This window comes from Nocardia lijiangensis NBRC 108240, from assembly GCF_001613045.1.
Taxonomy (GTDB): domain Bacteria; phylum Actinomycetota; class Actinomycetes; order Mycobacteriales; family Mycobacteriaceae; genus Nocardia; species Nocardia lijiangensis.
On sequence record NZ_BDBP01000079.1, the window covers coordinates 1 to 19,415 of the forward strand.

Genomic DNA, 19,415 nt, shown 5'->3' on the forward strand with positions numbered 1-19,415 from the left:
CGGCGGCTGCGGACCGCGCGGTCCGCCATTGGGCCCGCCCTGGGGTCCGCCGGGACGCGGGCCGCCCTGCTGGCCGCCCGGGCGCGGACCGCCCGGGGGCGGCATCGGACGAAAACCTGGTGGGGGCGCTTGGCGCTGTCCTGGAGTCGGGTTCGGAGCCGGATGTGAACTTCGCTGAGTACGGCCGCCGTGCGGTTCATCGCCGTAGGGGGAAGTCTCGTAAGGCGAATTCACTGACAAGATCTCCATAACTCGTATCGGTCAGGCTGGCTCGGTGCGGTCACGGGCACCGCGGCGGACACGTGCAGGCTCCGCATGTCACCCGACTGGCAGATGACCAGGCACATCACTCGGCGGCGGTACGTCGGTTCGCTCGCGTACCCGTACGGCGACGCGTGGGCGCCGGGGCATTGCCGAGCACATAGGACTGCACCAGATGATTCCAGCTGCAGCTCCGGCATACCTCGACGACATGCACCGAGAACTCCTCGCGAGTCTCGGCGAGGCGCGTCAGCTCCTCTGGTGTGCGAGCCGAACCAGCCACCGGTCCGAGGCCGTCGCCGTAGACCCAGGATACGAGGGTGAGCTGTTCTTTCCGGCAGATAGGGCACGTGACCTCGCTCCCCCGGCCGTGGAACTTCGCCGCACGCAGGAGATAGGGATTTGCATCACATACCTCGGCGACATCGACCCGGCCCGCATAGACGTCAGCCAGCAGCGACCGGCGCCGGAGCGCATAGTCGACCACCTGCCGCTGAATTCGCACGCCAACCAGAGTAGCGGGGTGCGGGCGAAGACGCCTCGCTCCGCTCGGCTGACTTCGCCCGCACCGGGCGTTGATTCGCGACCCGGGGGCACTTCGCTTCCGTGCCCACTGTGCTCGGTTATATCGGCGCGATATACTCGGAAGTCGCATCCATCGGTTAGGTCTGCACAACAGTCAGGGGGTGACGCCCGATGCTCGAGCTGGCAATCCTCGGGCTGCTCCTCGAAGCGCCCATGCACGGTTACGAGCTGCGCAAGCGGCTGACGGGTCTGCTCGGGCCGTTTCGTGCCTTCTCCTACGGGTCGCTCTATCCGACGCTGCGGCGCATGCAGGCGGACGGGCTGATCGCGGAGGAGAACGTCGCGGGCGTCACCATGCGCCGTGCGCGGCGGGTCTATCAACTGACGCCGACAGGGCGGGAGCGTTTCACCGAGCTCCTCGCCGACACCGGCCCGCAGAACTACACCGACGACGGCTTCGGCGTCCACCTGGCGTTCTTCAGCCGCACTCCCGCGGAAGCGCGGATGCGGATCCTGGAGGGCAGGCGCCGGCAGGTCGAGGAGCGCCGAGAGGGATTGCGGGAAGCGATCAAACGGGCCAGTGGGTCGCTGGATCGCTACACCCGCCAGCTCCACCAACTCGGTCTGGAATCAAGCGAGCGCGAAGTGCGCTGGCTCAACGAGTTGATTGCGGCGGAGCAATCAACGAAGGCGGCACCACAGAAAGAGGGAACCATCGGCCATGAGTGACATCAATACGGCTGAGAACGCCACCGAAGTTCGCGTGGCCATCGTGGGCGTGGGCAACTGCGCCTCCTCCTTGGTCCAGGGCGTGCAGTACTACAAGGACGCGGACGAGACCTCGACCGTGCCCGGTCTGATGCACGTCAAGTTCGGCCGGTACCACGTCCGCGACGTCAAGTTCGTCGCCGCGTTCGACGTGGACGCCAAGAAGGTCGGCTTCGACCTGGCCGAGGCGATCTTCGCCAGCGAGAACAACACCATCAAGATCTCCGACGTGCCCCCGACCGACGTGGTCGTGCAGCGCGGCCCGACGCTCGACGGCATCGGCAAGTACTACGCGCAGACCATCGAGCTCTCCGAGGCCGAGCCGGTCGACGTGGTGAAGGCCCTGAAGGACGCGAAGGTCGACGTCCTGGTGTCCTACCTGCCGGTGGGTTCGGAAGAGGCGGACAAGTTCTACGCCCAGTGCGCCATCGACGCGGGCGTCGCCTTCGTCAACGCGCTCCCGGTGTTCATCGCCTCCGACCCGGTGTGGGCGCAGAAGTTCGTGGACGCGGGCATCCCGATCGTCGGCGACGACATCAAGAGCCAGGTCGGCGCGACCATCACCCACCGCGTGATGGCCAAGCTGTTCGAGGACCGCGGCGTGCAGCTCGACCGCACCATGCAGCTCAACGTCGGCGGCAACATGGACTTCAAGAACATGCTCGAGCGCGAGCGCCTGGAGTCGAAGAAGATCTCCAAGACCCAGGCCGTCACCAGCAACCTGAAGAAGGAGCTGGGCGCCAACGACGTGCACATCGGCCCGTCCGACCACGTCGGCTGGCTCGACGACCGCAAGTGGGCCTACGTGCGCCTCGAGGGTCGCGCCTTCGGCGACGTGCCGCTGAACCTGGAGTACAAGCTCGAGGTGTGGGACTCGCCCAACTCGGCGGGCATCATCATCGACGCGGTGCGCGCGGCCAAGATCGCCCTGGACCGCGGCCTGGGCGGACCCGTCATCCCGGCCTCGGCCTACCTGATGAAGTCCCCGCCGAAGCAGCTCGCGGACGACGTCGCCCGCACGCAGCTGGAAGCGTTCATCATCGGCGCGGAGTAAGTCCTACTCGTCGATGAGGGAAGCCGGTCGGAGAGATGCTCTCCGACCGGCTTTGCCGTTTTCGGGAGCCGTTGTGCCGCAGGCGAACTCCGCGGAGAGTCAGCGTGGGGGCGTGAGGAATCCTTCGACCACCCGACGCACCTTCTGTACGGCGTCATCGTCGCCGAGGCGCATCGCCGTGTTCGCGGCGCACAGGACCGCGTCGATTTGGAATGCGGCGAAATCGGCGTCGAGTTCGGCGATCTCGCCTGCGTCCGCCGCCCTGCGCAGCTCGTTCGCGAGCAGATCGACCCACGCTGTCTGATCGCGCACGAGCGCGTCCCGTACCGGGCCCGGTCTGCTGTCGAAGTCGGCGATGTTCGCCGCTCGGAAACAACCGCCGGGAAACAGCGGTTCCGCGGCGTAGCCGATCCAGTGTTCGATCAGCGCGCGCAGTCGCGCCGTACCGTGCGGCGCGCCGCGGGCGGGTCGCACGACCGCATCGATGAATTGCTCGCGCGCGCAGTCGATCGCGGCGAGTTGCAGGTTTTCTTTCGTCCCGAACAGCGTCTGGACGCCGCTTTTGCTGAGCCCGAGATCGGTAGCCAGCCTGCCGAGGCTGAGTCCGTTGAGCCCTTCGAGGGAGGCGACGTCGACGGCATGGCGAGCGATGGTGCGCCTGGTCTGCGCGCCGCGCAGGAGGCGCTGATCGGTGATCACCCGCTCCGGTCGTTCGGGCGAACGGAAGTCACCGCGTGCGCTGTGCTGCTGCTCGAGTTCGCTCATCGTCTTCATCATGCCATGCCTTGTTCAAACGTACGATAGGTCGTACGTTTAGTTTATGACTACTCGCACAGGTGATGACATGAGGTCGGACGCACGCTTGAAGGCCGTCGACGAGATCGCGACGACGCACCTCTTCGATATGGCGGTCGATTTGGCCCCGCGGCTGACCATCGGTGACGGCCCGCTCGGCAAGCGCGTCTATTTCGGCGCGGCGGGCGGGTCGTTCGCGGGCCCCGAGCTACGCGGGGAGGTGCTCCCCGGTGGCGGTGACTGGGCGTTGTTCCGTTCCGACGGAGGGATGGCGTTGGATGTCCGGCTCACGCTCCGCACACACGACGGCGCACTGGTGCACATGACTTACGGGGGGCGCTGGATCGTCCCGCCCGAACTACGCGAGGACATCGCCGACCCGGTCAAGAGTCGTCAGGTCGACCCTGCCGAGTACTACTGGCGCACGGCCCCCCTGTTCGAGACCGGTGCGAAGCAGTACGCCTGGTTGAACGACATCGTCTGCGTCGGCTCGGGATATCTGATCGAGGGTGGGGTCGCGTACCAGGTCTCGCGCGTCATGTGAGGGGCGGCCGACAGAGGTGTCGGCCGGATTCCGCGAGCGGCGTGCCCGCGACCCGATCACGACGGGCCGCGGACACGCCGCGTCGAAGCCGGTTCAGTCCAGCGAGACGTAGACCTCGACCGAGGCCGGGCCGGTGTAGCGCTCGATCTCGGCGGTGTGCGAGCGGGTGATGATGCCCGCGCTCTCGGCCTTGGCGACCTGCGCCCATGCGGTGCGCAGCAGGTCGTAGGGCTTGTCGGAGACGACGAACTTCGCGTAGCGGCCCTGCGGGATGCGGGTCACCACATCGCCCTGGTCCAGCTCGCCCAGCGAACCCACCTCGTAGCCGAGGACGGCGACGGCGTGGTCGTTCTGGCCGATGTAGGCCGCGACGCGCGGCACGTTCTTTTCCCTGGCGAGGTAGCGATCCCAGGTGAAATTCACCAGGTCGAGGTCGCGCGCGGCCACCTCGCGGCCGGCCAGCGGGACGGTCAGTCCGGCGACCAGGCTTTCGTCCAGGGTGACGATCTCGAAATCCACAGTCTGTCCTACCCGTCGCTCGGTTCGTCGGCCAGCGCCACGAAGACCTCGGCGGTGCGGTTGTCGGGATAGTGCTCCCAGTCGCCGGAGTAGGAGCGCACCAACCGGCCCGCCGCCTCGGCGTCCCACACCGCCCGCCAAATGCTGACGATCGTATCGCCGAGATCGTCGCCGCTGGCGATGAACCGAGCGAAGCGGCCCGCGGGCACCCTGGCGAGCACGTCGCCAGGCAACAGATCGTCGATGCTGCGGCAGCGGTAGCCGACGATGTGAGTCAGATACGAGTTGATCTCCGGCGCGTGGTCGACATAGGCGGTGGTCGGCGGGCCAGGCAGGCGACGCGAGAGGATGCGCTTCCACGCTTCCTCCACCTTCGCACGGCGCGGCCCCTCGACCGCGAGCGCCGGGCTGCGAAGTACTGTGCCCGCCACCAGCGTCTCAGGACGGTCAACGACATTGAAATCCACCGGCGTAGCCCCTATGTCTAGTCTGTTTTCAATTGGCGGCGCTTCCGGGCCCTCTGTGGTCCGCCAGGCTACCGCCTGTGTCCAGTCGCTCGCGCCGCTGCCGTCGTCGCTCGAGCGCATATCCTTCCGCATCCGCACCGTGGGACGGGCGTCGCCCCTGGTTCTGCTCGGCGTCGCTCGGCCGCGCTCTCACTCTGGCAAAACGATGCTGCCATGTCATGCGTTCCCCGGAGGCGCGCTAGGTCACAAGATCGATTCAACATGGTGTGGGGCATAGTTATCGGAGCGGACGAATGGGTCACCGCGGCACCGGAACGCTCAGTCCCGGGAAGATCTCCACCTGCCTCGGCGGCTCCGGCGGCGCGGGCGGAATGGCGATCGAGGGCTCCTGCGGTTGTTCCTGTTGTTGCGGCGGGTTCGGGTTCAGGATGTCGTAGGGATTGCCCGAGGGCTTCTGCTGGTTCCCGCCGAACGGCCCGCCCGCGGGCGCGGTGGGGAACTGCTCGACCGGCGTGCCCGCCAACGCGTCGTCCATCATCTGCTTCCAGATGTCGGCGGGCAGGCCCGAACCGTAGATGTCCGCGCCCCGTGCGGTGTGAATCGGCTGCGACTGCTCGCTGCCGATCCACACCGCGGTGGACAGCGACGGTGTGAAACCGATCATCCAGGCGTCCTTGTTCTCGTCGGACGTGCCCAGCTGGGTCGTGCCGGTCTTGGCGGCCGACGGCCGGTTGTCCGCCAGCGCATGCCCGTTGGAGTAGGCGGCGATCGGCATCATCGCGGCGATGGTGTTCTGCGCGACAGCCGGTTTGATGCGCTGCTCGCCGGGTGGCAGCTGGTCGCCCACCTGCTGCTCGGGCGCGCCGCGGTCGAGCAGCACCCGACCGTCGCCGGCCACCACCCGCTGCACGAAGTACGGCTGGTGGTACATGCCCGAGGCCGCGATGGTGGCGTACGCCGAGGCCATGTCGATCGGGCGCACGAGATACTGGCCGAGCACGATGCCGTTGAGCGGGCTGCCGCCGTCCTCGGAGAGCGTCTTGCCCGCCACGCCGGGGATCTCCTCCGGGATGCCCGCCTTGTGCGCGGCATCCGCGATCGCCTGAGGACCGTCGAACATCGACATGGTCAGCCGGTAGAAGCTGGTGTTCAGCGAGCGCTTCAGCGACTCGGCCATGCTGCACTTGCCGCAGGATTCGCCGTCCACATTGGTGATCCTGGTGCCGCGATCGGACAACGGCGAACTGTCCAGCACGCGCGTCAACGGGATGCTCTGCTGCTGGGCGGCGATCACCGCGAACACCTTGAACGCCGAGCCGGTCTGCAGCGGAGCCTGCGCGAAGTCGTAGCCGATGCCGTCCTCGCCGCCGTAGTAGGCGCGCACCGCGCCGGAGCGCGGATCGATCGACACCACCGCGCCGCGCAGGTACGGCGGCTGGGGGCCGAGCCTGTCTTGCAGGGCGGTGAGCGCGGCCTGCTGGGCCCTGGCATCGATGGTGGTGGTGATCTGCAGTGCGCCGGTGTTGAGTTCGCGCTCGCTGATGCCCGAGGCGCGTAGCTCGCGCAGCACCTGGGTGCGGATCAGGCCTTCCGGGCCGCGGGCGGCGTCCTGATCGGGAAGGTCGACGATCGGCACGATCCGTGGGAAGACGGTCGCGTCCCGATCACCCGGCGCGAGTACGCCCATCTCGACCATGCCGTCGAGCACATACTGCCAGCGGGCCTTCAGGTCCGGCAGGTGTGTTTCGGGGTCCAGGATCGAGGGTGTGCGGATGAGGGCCGCCAGCACCGCGCCCTCGGCGAGCGTCAGCTGCGCGGGCGGCTTGTCGAAGTAGGCCTTGGACGCCGCGGCGATGCCGTAGGAGCCGCGCCCGTAGAAGATGGTGTTGAGATAGGCGGCGAGGATGTCGTCCTTGCTCCACTGCCTTGCCATCTTGGCCGCGATGATCAGCTCGCGCATCTTGCGGGTCAGGGTGCGCTCCGAGCCGAGGAAGGCGTTCTTCACGTACTGCTGGGTGATGGTCGAGCCGCCGCCCGCGTTGTCCTTGCCGAGCAGGTTGTCCCGGCCCGCGCGCAGGAAGCCCGACGTCGAATAGCCGGGATTGGTGTAGAAATCGCGGTCTTCGGCGGAGAGCACCGCATTGCGGACCGGCTCGGGTACCTGGGACAGCGGCACCGGAGTCCGATTACCGTCCGGCGGTACCACTTTGGCGATTACCGTGGTGCCGTCGGAGGCCAGGATGGTGGCGATCTGATTCGTCTGCACGGCAGTCGGATCCGGAATCTCGGCGCTCCAGTAGACCAGCACGAAAAGTAGCGAGGGTGTAGCGACGAACAGGATGAACAGGGCGAGCGCGAGCCGGCGGAAGCGTTCGGCGCGGCTGCGCGGAGGTCGGTCGTGATTTAGTGTCGGTGTCGTCTCGGCGCCGGATTTCCCAGGTGTGAGCGCATTTCGATCGCGGGGCCGCGGTGGTCTGCGTCGTGCGGTGAAGCCCGCGACGGAGGCGTGCAGCGGCGACGATGGCTTGCTCCTGGCGTTGCGTTTCCCACGTCGCTTGCCGATCGAGCTCACGATCATCTCCTCCCGGAGCGTCGGTCAAACCCACCTGCACTGACAACGATCGAACCGAGCTATGACCGGACTCTACCCCGCAGCCCCCGGCAGACGCCCTACGAAGTCCACACCATTCCGCTTCTTAGGCAAAGTAACCCGCGCCCCATCCCCAAGCCCCTGAAGCCACCAACCGCACGAGACCTCCAGCCCCGCCCGGAACGAGATCTATCACCGCTGCCCGTCCCACGTCACCGTGGCCCGGGGTGATCTCGCCGCCGCGGGCATGCCCCCGTTCCGTCTCCCAATCGCACGCACCACCCCTGCAATGCCGGGACCCCACGCAACATCCCACCCCGTTCCAGAGCGAGACGTATTTCTGCACCCGCCCTACGTCACCGTGGCCCGCGGTCATCTCACTGCCGCGGGGCAGCCCCCGTTCCGTCTCTCGATCGCACGCACCACCCCTGCAATGCCGGGACCCCACGCAACATTCCCTCCCCACCGACCCCGCCCGGAGCGAGCCCGACGAGCGACCGTTCGCGGCCGTCTCGCTTCCCAGCGGTCGAAGCGCATGCGACGCAGTCGCGAGTCTCGACCGCTGGGAAGCGAGACATAAAGGCCGCGAACACGCGCGCACCAGCGCGCCATAAACACAGCCGCGAACCCGCGCGCGCCAGCGCGCCAAAAACTCAGCTCTTGACGCCGCCCGCGGTCAGACCGGAGATGATGCGGCGCTGGAACACCAGCACCATGATCACCAGCGGGATCGTGACGATCGTGCCCGCCGCCATGATCGCGCCATAGGGCTGCACCAGCGGGTCGTTGCCGGAGAAGCGGGCGATCGCGACGGTGACCGGCTCGGTCGCGTCGCTGGAGAGCAGGCGGGCCAGCAGGTACTCGTTCACCGCGGCGATGAAGGCCAGGATGGCGGTGGTGAACACCGCGGGCGCGGCCAGCGGCAGCATCACCAGCCGGAACGCCTGCATCTTGGTCGCGCCGTCGATGCGGGCCGCCTCTTCCAGCTCCCACGGCAGTTCGGTGAAGAACGAGGCGAGGATGTAGACGGTCATCGGCAGCACGAACGAGATGTTCGGAATGATCATCGCCTGGTATTGGCCGATCCAGCCGATGTTGGTGAACAGCTGGAACAGCGGCGTCACCAGCACGACCACCGGGAACATCGACGCGCTCAGGATCAGCCCGGCCACCACGTACTTGCCACGGAAGGTCAGCCTGGCCAGCGCGTACGCGGCGAAGATGCCGATCACCAGCGCGATCACCGTGGTGCACGCGCCGATGATGACGCTGTTCAGCAGGGCTTGGCCGAAGTTGTTGCCGCGGCTGGTGTCGAACGCGTTGCGGAAGTTCTCCAGCGTCACGTGCGTCGGCCACGGCGTGCTGTCGAAGGTGTAGTCCGGATCGCGGAACGCGGTGACGGCCATCCAGTAGAACGGTCCGAGCCCCCATACCAGCACGACGAGCACGCCGAGGTACATGCGCGCCGAACCGAACCGCTTGGTCCACGGCGTCTGCTGCGCGATGGCCGGTTCGCTCGTCTTCGTCATCGGCGCGTCTCCAACTGTCTCGCCGGTGCGCACCCGGTCGCTCGTCGTCATGCTCGCACCGTCCCCTCACGCTGGGCTTCCTGGGTGCGGACGGCATTGGCGCCGAGGATCTTCACCAGCACGAAGGCCACGGCGAAGATCAGCAGGAAGGTGATGGTGGACAGCGCCGCGGCGCTGTTCGGTCCCTGGCGCACCTGGTCGACGACCAGGATCGACACCGTGCGGGTCGACGGGTTGTTCAGCGTCATGATGGCGGGCAGGTCGTACATGCGCAGCGCGTCCATGGTGCGGAACAGGATCGCGACCAGGAGTGCGGGTTTGAGCAGCGGCAGGGTGATCTGGGTGAACCGCTGCCAGGCCGAGGCGCCGTCGACCTTGGCGGCCTCGTACACGTCGTTGGGGATCACCTGCAGGCCGGCGAGCAGCAGCAGCGCCATGAACGGCGTCGTCTTCCAGACGTCGGCGGCGATCACCGCGAACCGCGCGGCCCAGGGGTCCGATGTCCACAGAATGTGCGTGCCGAGCACTCGGTTCACCACGCCGTCGTACTGGAACATGAACTCCCACAGGCGCGCCGTCACAGCGGTCGGGATGGCCCACGGGATGAGCACCGCCGCGCGCAGCAGCGCCCGGCCCTTGAAGCTCTTGCCCATGACGATCGCCATGCCGAGGCCGATGCTTGCCTCCAGCGCGACCGTGATCACGGTGAAGAACAGCGTGACGCCGATGGCCATCCAGAACTGCGAGCCCAGGTTGCCGGTGGGGCAGGCGATGGTCTCGCCGGTCGGCAGGCTGCACTGCTGCAAGAGCCAGTGCGTGTAGTTCGAGAATCCGGCGCTGCCGCCCTCCACGAACATGCCCGTGCTCGGGTCGAGCCCGGGGTCCTTCTGAAAGGACATGTACAGCGCGCGCGCCACCGGGTAGCCGATGACGACCGCCAGCGCGATGAGCACCGGCGCCACGAAGACCCACGCTTTGCCGGAGCGGCGCAGCTCCCAGGCCAGGCTCGCACCGAAACCGCGCTTGCGCGGAAGGAATTCGTCGCTCGGCACGCGTGTGGCCGTTCCCGAAGGATCCGACACCGTTATCTCTCTCCTACGGGTTGGTCGGGTCCGTTGCGTAAACCCTTACGATCCTGCGGTCTCGATGCCTTTCTGCATCCCGACAATCGCGTCGTCGACGGACTTGGTTCCGGTCAGGGCAGCATAGGCGTTGTCCTGGATCGCCTTCGACACCGCCGGGTAGAAGGGGGTCACCGGGCGCGGCACCGCGCTGGCGATCGACTCCTTGAGCGCGGGCAGGTACGGCATCTTGGCGATCAGCGCCGGGTCGTCGTACAGCGAGGCGCGCACCGAGGGCAGGGCGCCGGAGGCGATGATGTGCTGGGCGTCCTCGCTGATCAGGAAGCGCAGGAAGTCCAGCGCGGTGGCCTTGTTCTTGGAGAACGCGCTGATGGCCGCGTTGTAGCCGCCGAGCGTCGAGGCGCCGACGCCGTTCTCGCCGGGCAGCGGCGCGACCGCGAACTTGTCCCGCACCTGCGAGGACTCGGCGCCCGCGTCACCGAAGGTGGAGGGCCAGGCGCGCAGGAACATCAGCTTGCCCTGGGTGAAGGCGCTCGCCGACTCGGGCTCCTTGAAGGTGATGGCCTCTTTGGGGATGTCGCCGTTGTTGTAGGCGGTGACCAGGGTGTTGAGGCCGGCGCGGGCCTGCGGGCTGTCCACGGTCGGGGTCTTGCCGTCGGCGCCGACGAAGGTGCCGCCGAAGCCGTTGATCACCTCGGAGGTGTTCACCGTCAGACCCTCGTAGGGCGCGAACTGCCCGGCGTAGCAGCCGATGTTGTTGTCACGCGCCACCGGACACTGGCTGAGCATCTCGCCCCAGGTCTTCGGCGGGTTCGGGACCAGGTCCTTGCGGTAGAACAGCAGACCGCCGTTGGTGTTGCGCGGCGCGGCGTAGAGCGTGTTGTTGTAGGTGGCGCTGGCGACCGGCGGGGAGAGCAGCGTCGAGGTGTCGATGGCGAAGGAGTCCTTCAACGGCTGGATCCAGCCCTTGGCCGCGAACTCGGCGGTCCACGGCACGTCGAGGGCGACCACGTCGTAGGTGGACTGCTTGGAGCGCATGTGCTCGACCAGGTCGTCGTACTGCTGCGAGGCGTCGTTCGACTGCTCCTTGAACGTCACCTGCTCGTCGGGGTGCGAGGCGTTCCAGCGCTCGATGAGCTGCTTGACGACACCGGTCTCGGTGGTGTCCTTGCCCTCGACGTAGGTGATCGGGCCGCGGCCGTCGAGGTTCTGGGTGGTCGGGTTGCCGCCGCTGTCGCTGGAGCACGCGCTGGTGAAGGTCGCCGCCAGCAGCGCGACCGAGGCAGCCGCCAGCGCGGCCCGCGGTACGAGCGACGAACGTAGGGTCGACACCTTCTTCAAAGCCATTTGCGAACACTCCATGGGTACGACGTGAGCAGCAGCACACCCTGCCGGTTGCACAACGGAAGATACATGGTGTTCATCCGCCACGCCCGAAGAGCGGTCGAGAAGGCCAGGTCGTCCGTCGCCGGGCACGATGGGCCGATTGCGCGGCGCCGCTCGGCCGACTGCGCGCCCGAGCTCACCACGAACCGTGTCGGGACGTGCCGTTACCCTGGCTGCCGATGACTTCGCCGAACGCGGTTCCCGATCGGATGCTCACACGCATCGGCGGTCTGCTGCGCAAGGCCGAAGCGACCGACAACGAGCACGAGGCGGAGGCCTTCCTCGCCGCGGCGCAGCGGTTGGCCACCCGCTCCTCGATCGATCTCGCGGTGGCGCGGGCGCACGTCGCGGGGCGCGAGCGCAGGCCGACGCCGGTGCAGCGGGTCATTCCGATCGGCGAGCCGGGTAAGAAGGGACTGCGCACCTACGTGCAGCTGTTCGTCGCGATTGCGCACGCCAACGACGTGCGCTGCGATGTTGCCCGCACCTCCACCCAGGTCTACGCCTACGGCTTCGACACCGATATCGACACCTGCGAGGCGCTCTACGCCAGCCTGCTCGTGCAGATGGTGCGTGCGTCCGATCACTACATCAAATCGGGGCAGTACCGGTCGGCGACCGTCGAGAAGATCGTCAGCGAGAAGCGCTGGGGACGCACGGTGCGGCGGCGGGTGCAGGCGCCCGCGGCTCCCGTGACGGCCAGGCTGAATTTCCAGATGGCCTTCGCGGCACGGATCGGGCGGCGGCTCGCCGAGGTGAAGTCGGAGGTCGAAGCCGAGGCGGTGGCGCCGGAGACGGCGGCGGCCGGGACGGCGCTCGCGCTGCGCGACAAGGAACTGGAGCTCACCGACTTCTACGGCCGCACCTCGGAGGCGCGTGGGACGTGGCGCGGGCCGCAGGCCTCCGCCGGGCACTCGGCCGCGGCCCGGCACGCGGGAGATCGGGCGGGGCAGGCGGCGCGATTGGGCACGTCGCCCGAACTGGGCGGGGCGCGCGGCCAATTGACCTCCGGCGGGTGAGTCCTTTCGTGTGGTGGCATCGCCGGCGGATGACGCCCGGGAGCATGGTGCGATGAGTGTGCGAGATACCCAGCGCGCCAAGGTGTACGACGCCGAACAGCTGGTCCGCGGCATGTTCGATCGCGCCGACGAGCACGGCAACCGCACCGTCGAAATGTACGGCTCCCACATCACCCTGCCCATCGAACGCCGTTTCGCCTCGGTGGCGTCCGTGCAGACCTATGCTGAAAAAGTGCTCACCCTCAATTGGGTTCGGGCCCAATGGGATAGAGCCGTAGTGCCGGTTCGGGTGCGGTCGCGTGCCGGAGCGACCGCCGCTCACTACGAGGCGGCCGACGCGGTCCTCGCGGTGCCGCTGCACACCGGCGGCACCGCGTGGGCTCTGCGTGAACTTGTCGTCTTGCACGAACTGGCCCACCATCTGGAGCCCGCCCCCGGCGAGGTCGCCCCGCACGGCCCTGAATTCTGCACCCGCTACCTGGAATTGGTAGACGGCGTCATCGGACCCGAGGCGGCCTTCGTGCTCCGCGGTGCAATGCTCGGCTGCGGCATCCAATTCGGCTAGCTGCCGATCCCGCCGCCCACGGTCTATCGCGCGGCCTTCAGCGCGGCGCCGCGCGCCCGCAGGTCGTCGGCCAGCTGCTTGCCCTGCGCCCGCGCCTCGTCCCGCACCTGCGCGATCTCCTGCTTGGTCGGCCGGACGAAACCCTTGGCCTCCTCGATACGCAGGCCTGCCCGCTGCTGCGCTGCCTCCGCCGCGATCATCCGCTGATCGGCCTTCGCGATGGCGCTGTCCATGCGGGCGCCGACCAGGTTCGAGAGGGTGTTGTTCGACATTGTTCTGCTCCTTGTGCTGAGGCCGGAGTCGGTGTCTCCGGCTGACAAGAAAGACAATGACCGCCGCCGCTGACAGCGCGCTGACAGACCGCCGACACCCTTCGATTCAGTCAGGGCCTGTGTCGAAGTGAGGCCAGGTGGAGGGTGTGTGGGTGTGCAGGCCTTCTAGGCGAGCAGGGCGCGCACTCGCTCGTAACGGGCGCGCCACCAGACGACGCGATCGGGGTCAGGGTGGCGGTAGCGGTTGAGGAGCACCGGGTCGGGCGTCAGGGGGGTGCGCGGTATGGGGAGAAGGCCGTCCACCGGGCGCAGGGATTCGGCCACCACGTCACCCTCGAAGAGGGAAATCGTTCCTAGTCCGCACGCGAAGTCGAGTTCGGCGAGCGCGCCTGCCAGCGCGAGTTGTGCGCCGAGGCCGACGCTGGTCTCCAGCGCAGAAGAGACCACGCAGGGCAGTCCGGCCGCCGCGGCGACCTCCAGCGCGCGCCGAACACCGCCCAGCGGTGTGCATTTGAGCACGGCCACATCGGCTGCCCCCGCCACGGCGACGCGCAGCGGATCCTCGGCACGCCGGATGGATTCGTCGGCGGCGATGCGCACGTCGACCTTCTTGCGCACTGCGGCGAGTTCCTCGATGGTGCGGCACGGTTGCTCGACATACTCCAAACCGCCTGCGGCGCGGTCGATCCGGACGATGTGGGCGATTGCGGTGTCCACATCCCACACCGCGTTGGCGTCCACTCGAATCCCGCCGTCCGGCCCGAGCGCGTCGCGGACCGCCTCGACCCGCGCCAAATCCTCGCCGAGGGAATCGGGATGGTCGGCGACCTTCACCTTCGCCGTGCGGCACCCCGAGGCGCTGACGATCCGATGCGCCCGCTCCGGATCGACCGCGGGCACCGTGCAATTGATCGGTATCCGCTCCCGCACCGGTTCCGGCCACCCGACCGTCGCCTGCTCCACCGCCGTCGCGAGCCATGGCGCCGCCTCCCGATCGTCGTACTCGAGAAACGGACAGAACTCCCCCCACCCCAACGGCCCCGGAATCAGCATCCCCTCCCGCACGGTGATCCCGCGAAACCGCGTGCGCAGCGGAATCGCGTAGACGACGGGCTCGGGGAAGGTGTCGGCAGTCATCGTTCGTCAGCCTACGGGGAGCGGTCCGAGGTCCGATGGATGAGTTCGGAGCTGGAATCCGACCGGGTCGCCGGTCGGGGGTCGCCGAGACCGGCTTCGGCAGCCGCGTATCCGAGCACGTGCCGACCAACCGGCCGCGCTCGGCGGACACCCGAGTGGTGCACTGGTCGGCGTGCGGTTCCATGGCTGCGCGGCCCAAGGCGCGGGCATCCTGGACATATGAGGTCGGCGGTGTCGAGGCGATTGGCGGACTTGACCCGGGCTGTCCTCGCAACCGTCCTGGCCCTCGGATTCGGTTGGGCGGCCGCCCTTCTCATTCCGCTGTACGAGTTTCTCGGCGAGGACGGCGGTAGCTCGTACCTGCCGGTCGCCTACGGCATCGCGTGGACAGGAATCGTCGCGGCGGGCGTGGTGGCGGCGATGCTGGTGGTGTCGAAGGTGCGGACGCGCAGGACAATTGGGTGGACGCCGCTGGTGGCCGTCCCGCTGATCATCGAGTCGTGGCTGCTCGGATGCCTTGTGGCGCTGGTGCTGGGTTCTGTTTGAGCTGGGCTCGACTCGATGGCTCCTCCGACATCCGCGCGTACCCGTGCGGGCCGGGGTGCGCTGATCGTGACACGCGGGCTGTATCGAGGCGGTCGCCTCGTGTCGATCAACAGCGACGTATCCCGGCCGCGGGTGTCCGTGGGCCAGGGCTCTTCTATGTGGGGCTCTGGGGCTCGGCTCGATTCGTGCTGGTTCTCAGCGCTCGGTTCGAGCTGGTGTGATTGGGTGCTCAACGCCAATCCAGTGTGGGGCGCCCAGTGGCGTGGGCCGGGCGCCCCACTGGTTCACAACCGCTCGAGGATGGTCGCGTTGGCGAGTCCGCCTGCCTCGCACATGGTTTGCAGGCCGTAGCGGGCGCCGCGGTCTTGCATGGCGTGCACGAGGGTGGTCATCAGGCGGGCGCCGGAGGCGCCGAGCGGGTGGCCGATGGCGATTGCGCCACCGTTGACGTTCACCTTCGACAGGTCGGCTCCGGTGTCCTGCGCCCAGGCCAGCACCACCGGCGAGAACGCCTCGTTGATCTCGACGAGGTCGATGTCGGAGAGCTGAAGACCAGCGCGCTGCAACACCTTTCGGGTCGCGGGGATGACCGCGGTGAGCATCATGAGCGGGTCGTCGCCCGCGACGGCGAAGCTGTGCAGGCGGGCGAGCGGGCGCAGGCCGAGCTGTTCGGCGCGTTCGCTGGTCATGATCAGCACCGCGGCGCTGCCGTCGCTGACCTGGCTGGCGCTTGCGGCGGTGATCTGCCAGCCGATCTGCGGGAAGCGTTCGGCCATGGCCGGGTCGTAGTAGGCGGGCCGCAGTCCGGCGAGGGTGTCGAGGGTGCTGCCCACGCGGATGCCCTCGTCGGTGGTCAGCCCGTTGATCGGCGCGAGTTCGGCGGCGAACTGGCCGTTCTTCGTTGCCTGCGCGGCCTTTTCGTGGCTGGCCAGCGCGAACTCGTCGAGCTGGGTGCGGGTCAGGCCCCATTTCGCGGCGATGAGTTCGGCGCTGATGCCCTGCGGTACCAGACCTTCCGGGTAGCGTTCGGCGAACGCGACACCCGAGACGTCCTCGGAGCCGATGAGGTTGGCGCCCATCGGAATTCGGCCCATGGACTCGACACCCGCGGCCACCACGATGTCGTAGGCGCCCGCGATCACGCCTTGGGCGGCGAAATGGATGGCCTGCTGGGAGCTGCCGCACTGCCGGTCCACCGTCGTCGCGGGCACCGATTCGGGGTAGCCCGCGGCCAGCGCCGCCCGCCGTGTCACGTTCGCGCCCTGCTCGCCGACCTGCGTGACCACACCGCCGATCACGTCGTCGATCAGCGCCGGATCGATGCCGCTGCGCTCGACCACCTCGCGCAGGCTGTGCGCGAGCAGGTCCACCGCGTGGACGTTGTGCAGCGCTCCGTTCGGCTTGCCCCTGCCGATCGGCGTGCGCACCGCTTCGACGATCACCGCGTCTCTCATGGCGGATCCTCCCTCTGACCGGGGCTTCTGCGCCCTGGCTCTATTGGCTTATAGTCAGGTTAACGCCTAGATATAGTCGACTCAAGTCAGTAGTGGATATGATGTGCGTCATGGCAGCCGTGATGGAAGGACCCTTGGCCGATCTCAGTTCGTGGCAGGCCGTCGACTGCTCCATCGCCAAGGCAATGGATCTCATCGGCACACGCTCGGCCATCCTGATCCTGCGCGAGGCCTACTACGGCACCCGTCGCTTCGACGGCTTCGCCGACCGGGTCGGCATCACGGACGCAGCCGCGGCCGCCCAGCTGCGCAAACTCACCGCGGCGGGCCTGCTCGCCAAGCAGCCCTATCAGGAAGAAGGCAAACGCACGCGCAACGAGTACGTGCTCACACCTATGGGCCGCGATCTTCTCCCCGCGGTCCTAGCCCTCATGCAATGGGGCGACGCCTACCTCCAACCGGGCCCGGCCCCGCTGCTGCTGGTCGAGGAGGCGACGGGCGCGCCGGTGCGCGTCGAAGTGCGGAGCGCGACAGGCAAAGAGATCGAGTTGGAAGAGCTGGGAATTCGAGTAAACGAGAACTACCTGCGCAAGAGAAACGAACGCTCGGAGTAGAACCGGCGCAACCCACCGGCTCGGTTTGCGTTCCTGGCCAGCAGGAACCTGGCAACCCGACGAGAACCGGAACCTCGCAGAGCTTCCACACGCTTCGCAGCAAATACACGGGCTGCGAAGCGTGTGAAGCCTCTGCGAGGTCTCCGCCGACTCAGTCCAGCCGGCGGCCGTCGGCGGCGGAGAAGAAGTACGTGTGCTCCGATGAGGTGGACAGCTTCAGGCGGGTGCCCTTCGCGGGCGGGTTACGCCAATCGGCCCGCGCCACAATGGATTCCCCCGCGCCGTTCAGTTGTCCCTCGGCGATGGTGCGGCCGTAGATGTAGGCGTCGGAGCCGAGTTCCTCCACCACGTCCACCTCCATCTCGATGCCCGCGCCGTTGCCGAGCTCGAAGTGTTCGGGGCGGATGCCGACCACGACCTTGCCCTCGGCGGCGTCGGACACCGAACGCGGCACCGGCAGCGCGTGCCCGCCCAGCGCCACCGCGCCGTTGGTCACCGGCAGCGTGAACATGTTCATGGCGGGCGAGCCCATGAAGCCGGCGACGAACGCGTTGGCCGGGTCGCGGTACAGGTCGCGCGGCGTCGCGCATTGCTGGAGCAGACCGTCCTTGAGCACCGCGACGCGGTCGCCCATGGTCATCGCCTCGACCTGGTCGTGCGTGACGTACACCGTCGTGGTGCCGAGCCTGCGCTGCAGCTGGGCGATCTGGGTGCGGGTCTGCACGCGCAGCTTGGCGTCCAGGTTCGACAGCGGCTCGTCCATGAGGAACACCTGCGGCTGACGCACGATCGCCCGGCCCATCGCCACGCGCTGACGCTGACCGCCGGACAGCGCCTTCGGCTTGCGGTCCAGGTAGGGCTCCAGGTCGAGCAGCTTGGCGGCTTCCCGCACGCGCTGGTCCTTCTCCGCCTTGGCCACCTTGGCCAGCTTGAGCGCGAAGCCCATGTTCTCGGCCACCGTCATGTGCGGGTAGAGCGCGTAGTTCTGGAACACCATCGCGATATCGCGTTCCTTCGGCTCCGCGTGGGTGACGTCGTTGGCGCCGATCAGGATGCGCCCGCCGTTCACCTCCTCCAGCCCGGCCAGCATCCGCAGCGAGGTGGACTTCCCGCAGCCGGACGGGCCGACCAAGACCAGGAACTCACCATCGGCGATCTCCAGATCCAGCTGGTCGACGGCGGGTTTGGTCGCGCCGGGATACAGGCGCGTTGCGCGCTCGAAGGTCACCGTTGCCACGGCAGATCACATCCCTTCACCGGCAGGAACGTGCCGGACGATCCGAGTAGAGGGCTCACCGTCGCACGCGGCGCGCGGACGGTCCGGACGATGGTATCGGGCCGCCGCCCCCCGCGCGCCGAGTCCGCCCCGACGGCCGCGGCCGCACCACACCACGGCGAACGTTTCACCGGGCCGGATCCCCCGCGCGCCGGTAGCCTCGATCGCGGGGATCAGCGAGCGACGAGGAGGGCATGTGATGAGTCGGCCGATTCGGATCGGAGTCCAGCTGCAGCCGCAGCACGCCCCCAAGTACGGCTTGATTCGCGATGCCGTGCGGCGGGCCGAGGATGCCGGTGTCGACATCGTGTTCAACTGGGATCATTTCTATCCGCTCAGCGGTGACCCGGTGGGCGCGCACTTCGAGTGCTGGACCATGCTCGCCGCGTTCGCCGAGCAGACCGAGCGGGTGGAGATCGGCGCGTTGGTCACCGGCGGCGGGTACCGGAATCCGGAACTGCTCGCCGACATGGCCCGCACCGTCGATCACATCAGCGACGGCAGGCTGATCCTCGGCATCGGCGCGGGCTGGTTCCAGAAGGACTATCACGAGTACGGCTACGAATTCGGCACGGCGGGCAGCCGATTGAATCTGCTCAAAGAGAGCTTGCCGCGGCTGACCGCGCGGCTGAAGAAGCTGAATCCGCAACCCACTCGCGATATCCCGCTCCTGATCGGCGGAGGTGGCGAGCGCAAGACGCTGCGCCTGGTCGCCGAGTACGCCGACATCTGGCACAGCTTCGCCGACCTCCGCTCGCTGCGGCACAAGAACGAGGTTCTCGCCGAGCATGCCGCTACCGTCGGCGCCGACCCATCGCGCATCGAGCGTTCGGTGCCGTGGCCGGGCGCGGAGCAGGCGCCCGCGTTCATCGAGCAGGGGGTCGGTCTGTTCACCGTCGGCGTGAGCGGCCCCGACTACGACTTCGGCGAACTCGAGCGGGCCATCCGCTGGCGCGACGAGGTGAACCCGGAACAGGTCACCGGCTTGGCCTGAGCCCTGTTCCGGGTTCCA

20 protein-coding genes are annotated in these 19,415 nt (G+C 67.9%); 8 read left to right on the plus strand and 12 right to left on the minus strand.

The window, feature by feature from the left end; genetic code table 11:
* Positions 1-346: 346 nt before the first annotated feature.
* The gene (locus tag NL1_RS36865) at positions 347-766 is read right to left on the minus strand and encodes a DUF5318 domain-containing protein (RefSeq protein ID WP_162272772.1); all 420 of its coding nucleotides are present in this window, start codon (positions 764-766) and stop codon (positions 347-349) included.
* Between the two features lie 191 nt (positions 767-957).
* Between NL1_RS36865 and NL1_RS26755 the strand changes: the two genes are divergently transcribed.
* Together NL1_RS26755 and NL1_RS26760 are read left to right on the plus strand one after the other, a co-directional pair.
* Complete coding sequence (locus NL1_RS26755) at positions 958-1,515, plus strand: PadR family transcriptional regulator (RefSeq protein ID WP_067844856.1); 558 nt, start codon at positions 958-960, stop codon at positions 1,513-1,515.
* A complete protein-coding gene (locus NL1_RS26760; RefSeq protein ID WP_067844858.1) occupies positions 1,508-2,608 on the plus strand; it encodes an inositol-3-phosphate synthase in 1,101 nt (366 codons plus the stop codon). Before NL1_RS26755 ends, NL1_RS26760 begins: the two co-directional genes overlap by 8 nt.
* 99 nt (positions 2,609-2,707) lie before the next feature.
* Here NL1_RS26760 and NL1_RS26765 read toward each other — a convergent pair whose 3' ends face one another.
* A complete protein-coding gene (locus NL1_RS26765) occupies positions 2,708-3,373 on the minus strand; it encodes a TetR/AcrR family transcriptional regulator (RefSeq protein WP_245673544.1) in 666 nt (221 codons plus the stop codon).
* Positions 3,374-3,452: 79 nt separating this feature from the next.
* Here NL1_RS26765 and NL1_RS26770 point away from each other — a divergent pair, with 79 nt between their 5' ends.
* Positions 3,453-3,947, plus strand: coding sequence for a DUF3237 domain-containing protein (locus NL1_RS26770; protein ID WP_084510972.1), 495 nt, complete (start codon positions 3,453-3,455; stop codon positions 3,945-3,947).
* Between the two features lie 93 nt (positions 3,948-4,040).
* Here the strand turns inward: NL1_RS26770 and NL1_RS26775 are convergent, their stop codons facing one another.
* The 6 genes from NL1_RS26775 to NL1_RS26800 form a co-directional block, all read right to left on the minus strand.
* Entirely contained in the window at positions 4,041-4,466 is a 426-nt protein-coding gene (locus NL1_RS26775; RefSeq protein ID WP_067844862.1) for a GyrI-like domain-containing protein, read from the minus strand.
* A gap of 8 nt (positions 4,467-4,474) precedes the next feature.
* The gene (locus NL1_RS26780) at positions 4,475-4,933 is read right to left on the minus strand and encodes a GyrI-like domain-containing protein (protein WP_067844864.1); all 459 of its coding nucleotides are present in this window, start codon (positions 4,931-4,933) and stop codon (positions 4,475-4,477) included.
* A gap of 298 nt (positions 4,934-5,231) precedes the next feature.
* Entirely contained in the window at positions 5,232-7,511 is a 2,280-nt protein-coding gene (locus tag NL1_RS26785) for a transglycosylase domain-containing protein (protein WP_067844866.1), read from the minus strand.
* 665 nt (positions 7,512-8,176) lie between these two features.
* Positions 8,177-8,983 carry a carbohydrate ABC transporter permease gene (locus NL1_RS26790; protein ID WP_174553470.1) on the minus strand — a complete coding sequence of 269 codons (807 nt, stop codon included), beginning with the start codon at positions 8,981-8,983 and terminating at the stop codon, positions 8,177-8,179.
* Positions 8,984-9,099: 116 nt separating this feature from the next.
* Entirely contained in the window at positions 9,100-10,134 is a 1,035-nt protein-coding gene (locus NL1_RS26795; protein ID WP_084510973.1) for a carbohydrate ABC transporter permease, read from the minus strand.
* A gap of 45 nt (positions 10,135-10,179) precedes the next feature.
* Positions 10,180-11,481 (minus strand): ABC transporter substrate-binding protein, encoded by a 1,302-nt coding sequence (locus NL1_RS26800; protein WP_067844870.1) that lies wholly within the window; start codon positions 11,479-11,481, stop codon positions 10,180-10,182.
* A 218-nt stretch (positions 11,482-11,699) separates the two neighbouring features.
* Here NL1_RS26800 and NL1_RS26805 point away from each other — a divergent pair, with 218 nt between their 5' ends.
* Positions 11,700-12,539, plus strand: a complete 840-nt coding sequence (locus tag NL1_RS26805) for a DUF2786 domain-containing protein (RefSeq protein ID WP_067844872.1) — start codon at positions 11,700-11,702, stop codon at positions 12,537-12,539.
* A gap of 52 nt (positions 12,540-12,591) precedes the next feature.
* Positions 12,592-13,104 carry a TIGR04338 family metallohydrolase gene (locus tag NL1_RS26810; protein ID WP_067844874.1) on the plus strand — a complete coding sequence of 171 codons (513 nt, stop codon included), beginning with the start codon at positions 12,592-12,594 and terminating at the stop codon, positions 13,102-13,104.
* A gap of 23 nt (positions 13,105-13,127) precedes the next feature.
* Here NL1_RS26810 and NL1_RS26815 read toward each other — a convergent pair whose 3' ends face one another.
* Both NL1_RS26815 and NL1_RS26820 read right to left on the minus strand, forming a co-directional pair.
* Positions 13,128-13,376: a hypothetical protein gene (locus tag NL1_RS26815; RefSeq protein ID WP_067844876.1), complete on the minus strand. Its 249-nt coding sequence runs from the start codon at positions 13,374-13,376 to the stop codon at positions 13,128-13,130.
* Positions 13,377-13,541: 165 nt separating this feature from the next.
* Positions 13,542-14,513, minus strand: a complete 972-nt coding sequence (locus NL1_RS26820; RefSeq protein ID WP_067844878.1) for an o-succinylbenzoate synthase — start codon at positions 14,511-14,513, stop codon at positions 13,542-13,544.
* A 243-nt stretch (positions 14,514-14,756) separates the two neighbouring features.
* Between NL1_RS26820 and NL1_RS26825 the strand changes: the two genes are divergently transcribed.
* On the plus strand, positions 14,757-15,059 hold the full coding sequence (locus tag NL1_RS26825; protein ID WP_067844879.1) for a hypothetical protein: 303 nt from the start codon (positions 14,757-14,759) through the stop codon (positions 15,057-15,059).
* A 284-nt stretch (positions 15,060-15,343) separates the two neighbouring features.
* Here the strand turns inward: NL1_RS26825 and NL1_RS26830 are convergent, their stop codons facing one another.
* Entirely contained in the window at positions 15,344-16,513 is a 1,170-nt protein-coding gene (locus NL1_RS26830; protein WP_067844881.1) for a thiolase family protein, read from the minus strand.
* 98 nt (positions 16,514-16,611) lie between these two features.
* Between NL1_RS26830 and NL1_RS26835 the strand changes: the two genes are divergently transcribed.
* On the plus strand, positions 16,612-17,127 hold the full coding sequence (locus NL1_RS26835) for a winged helix-turn-helix transcriptional regulator (RefSeq protein WP_084510974.1): 516 nt from the start codon (positions 16,612-16,614) through the stop codon (positions 17,125-17,127).
* Positions 17,128-17,278: 151 nt separating this feature from the next.
* Here NL1_RS26835 and NL1_RS26840 read toward each other — a convergent pair whose 3' ends face one another.
* The gene (locus NL1_RS26840; RefSeq protein ID WP_067844883.1) at positions 17,279-18,364 is read right to left on the minus strand and encodes an ABC transporter ATP-binding protein; all 1,086 of its coding nucleotides are present in this window, start codon (positions 18,362-18,364) and stop codon (positions 17,279-17,281) included.
* A 238-nt stretch (positions 18,365-18,602) separates the two neighbouring features.
* Here NL1_RS26840 and NL1_RS26845 point away from each other — a divergent pair, with 238 nt between their 5' ends.
* A complete protein-coding gene (locus tag NL1_RS26845; protein ID WP_067844885.1) occupies positions 18,603-19,397 on the plus strand; it encodes an LLM class F420-dependent oxidoreductase in 795 nt (264 codons plus the stop codon).
* Positions 19,398-19,415 lie beyond the last annotated feature (18 nt).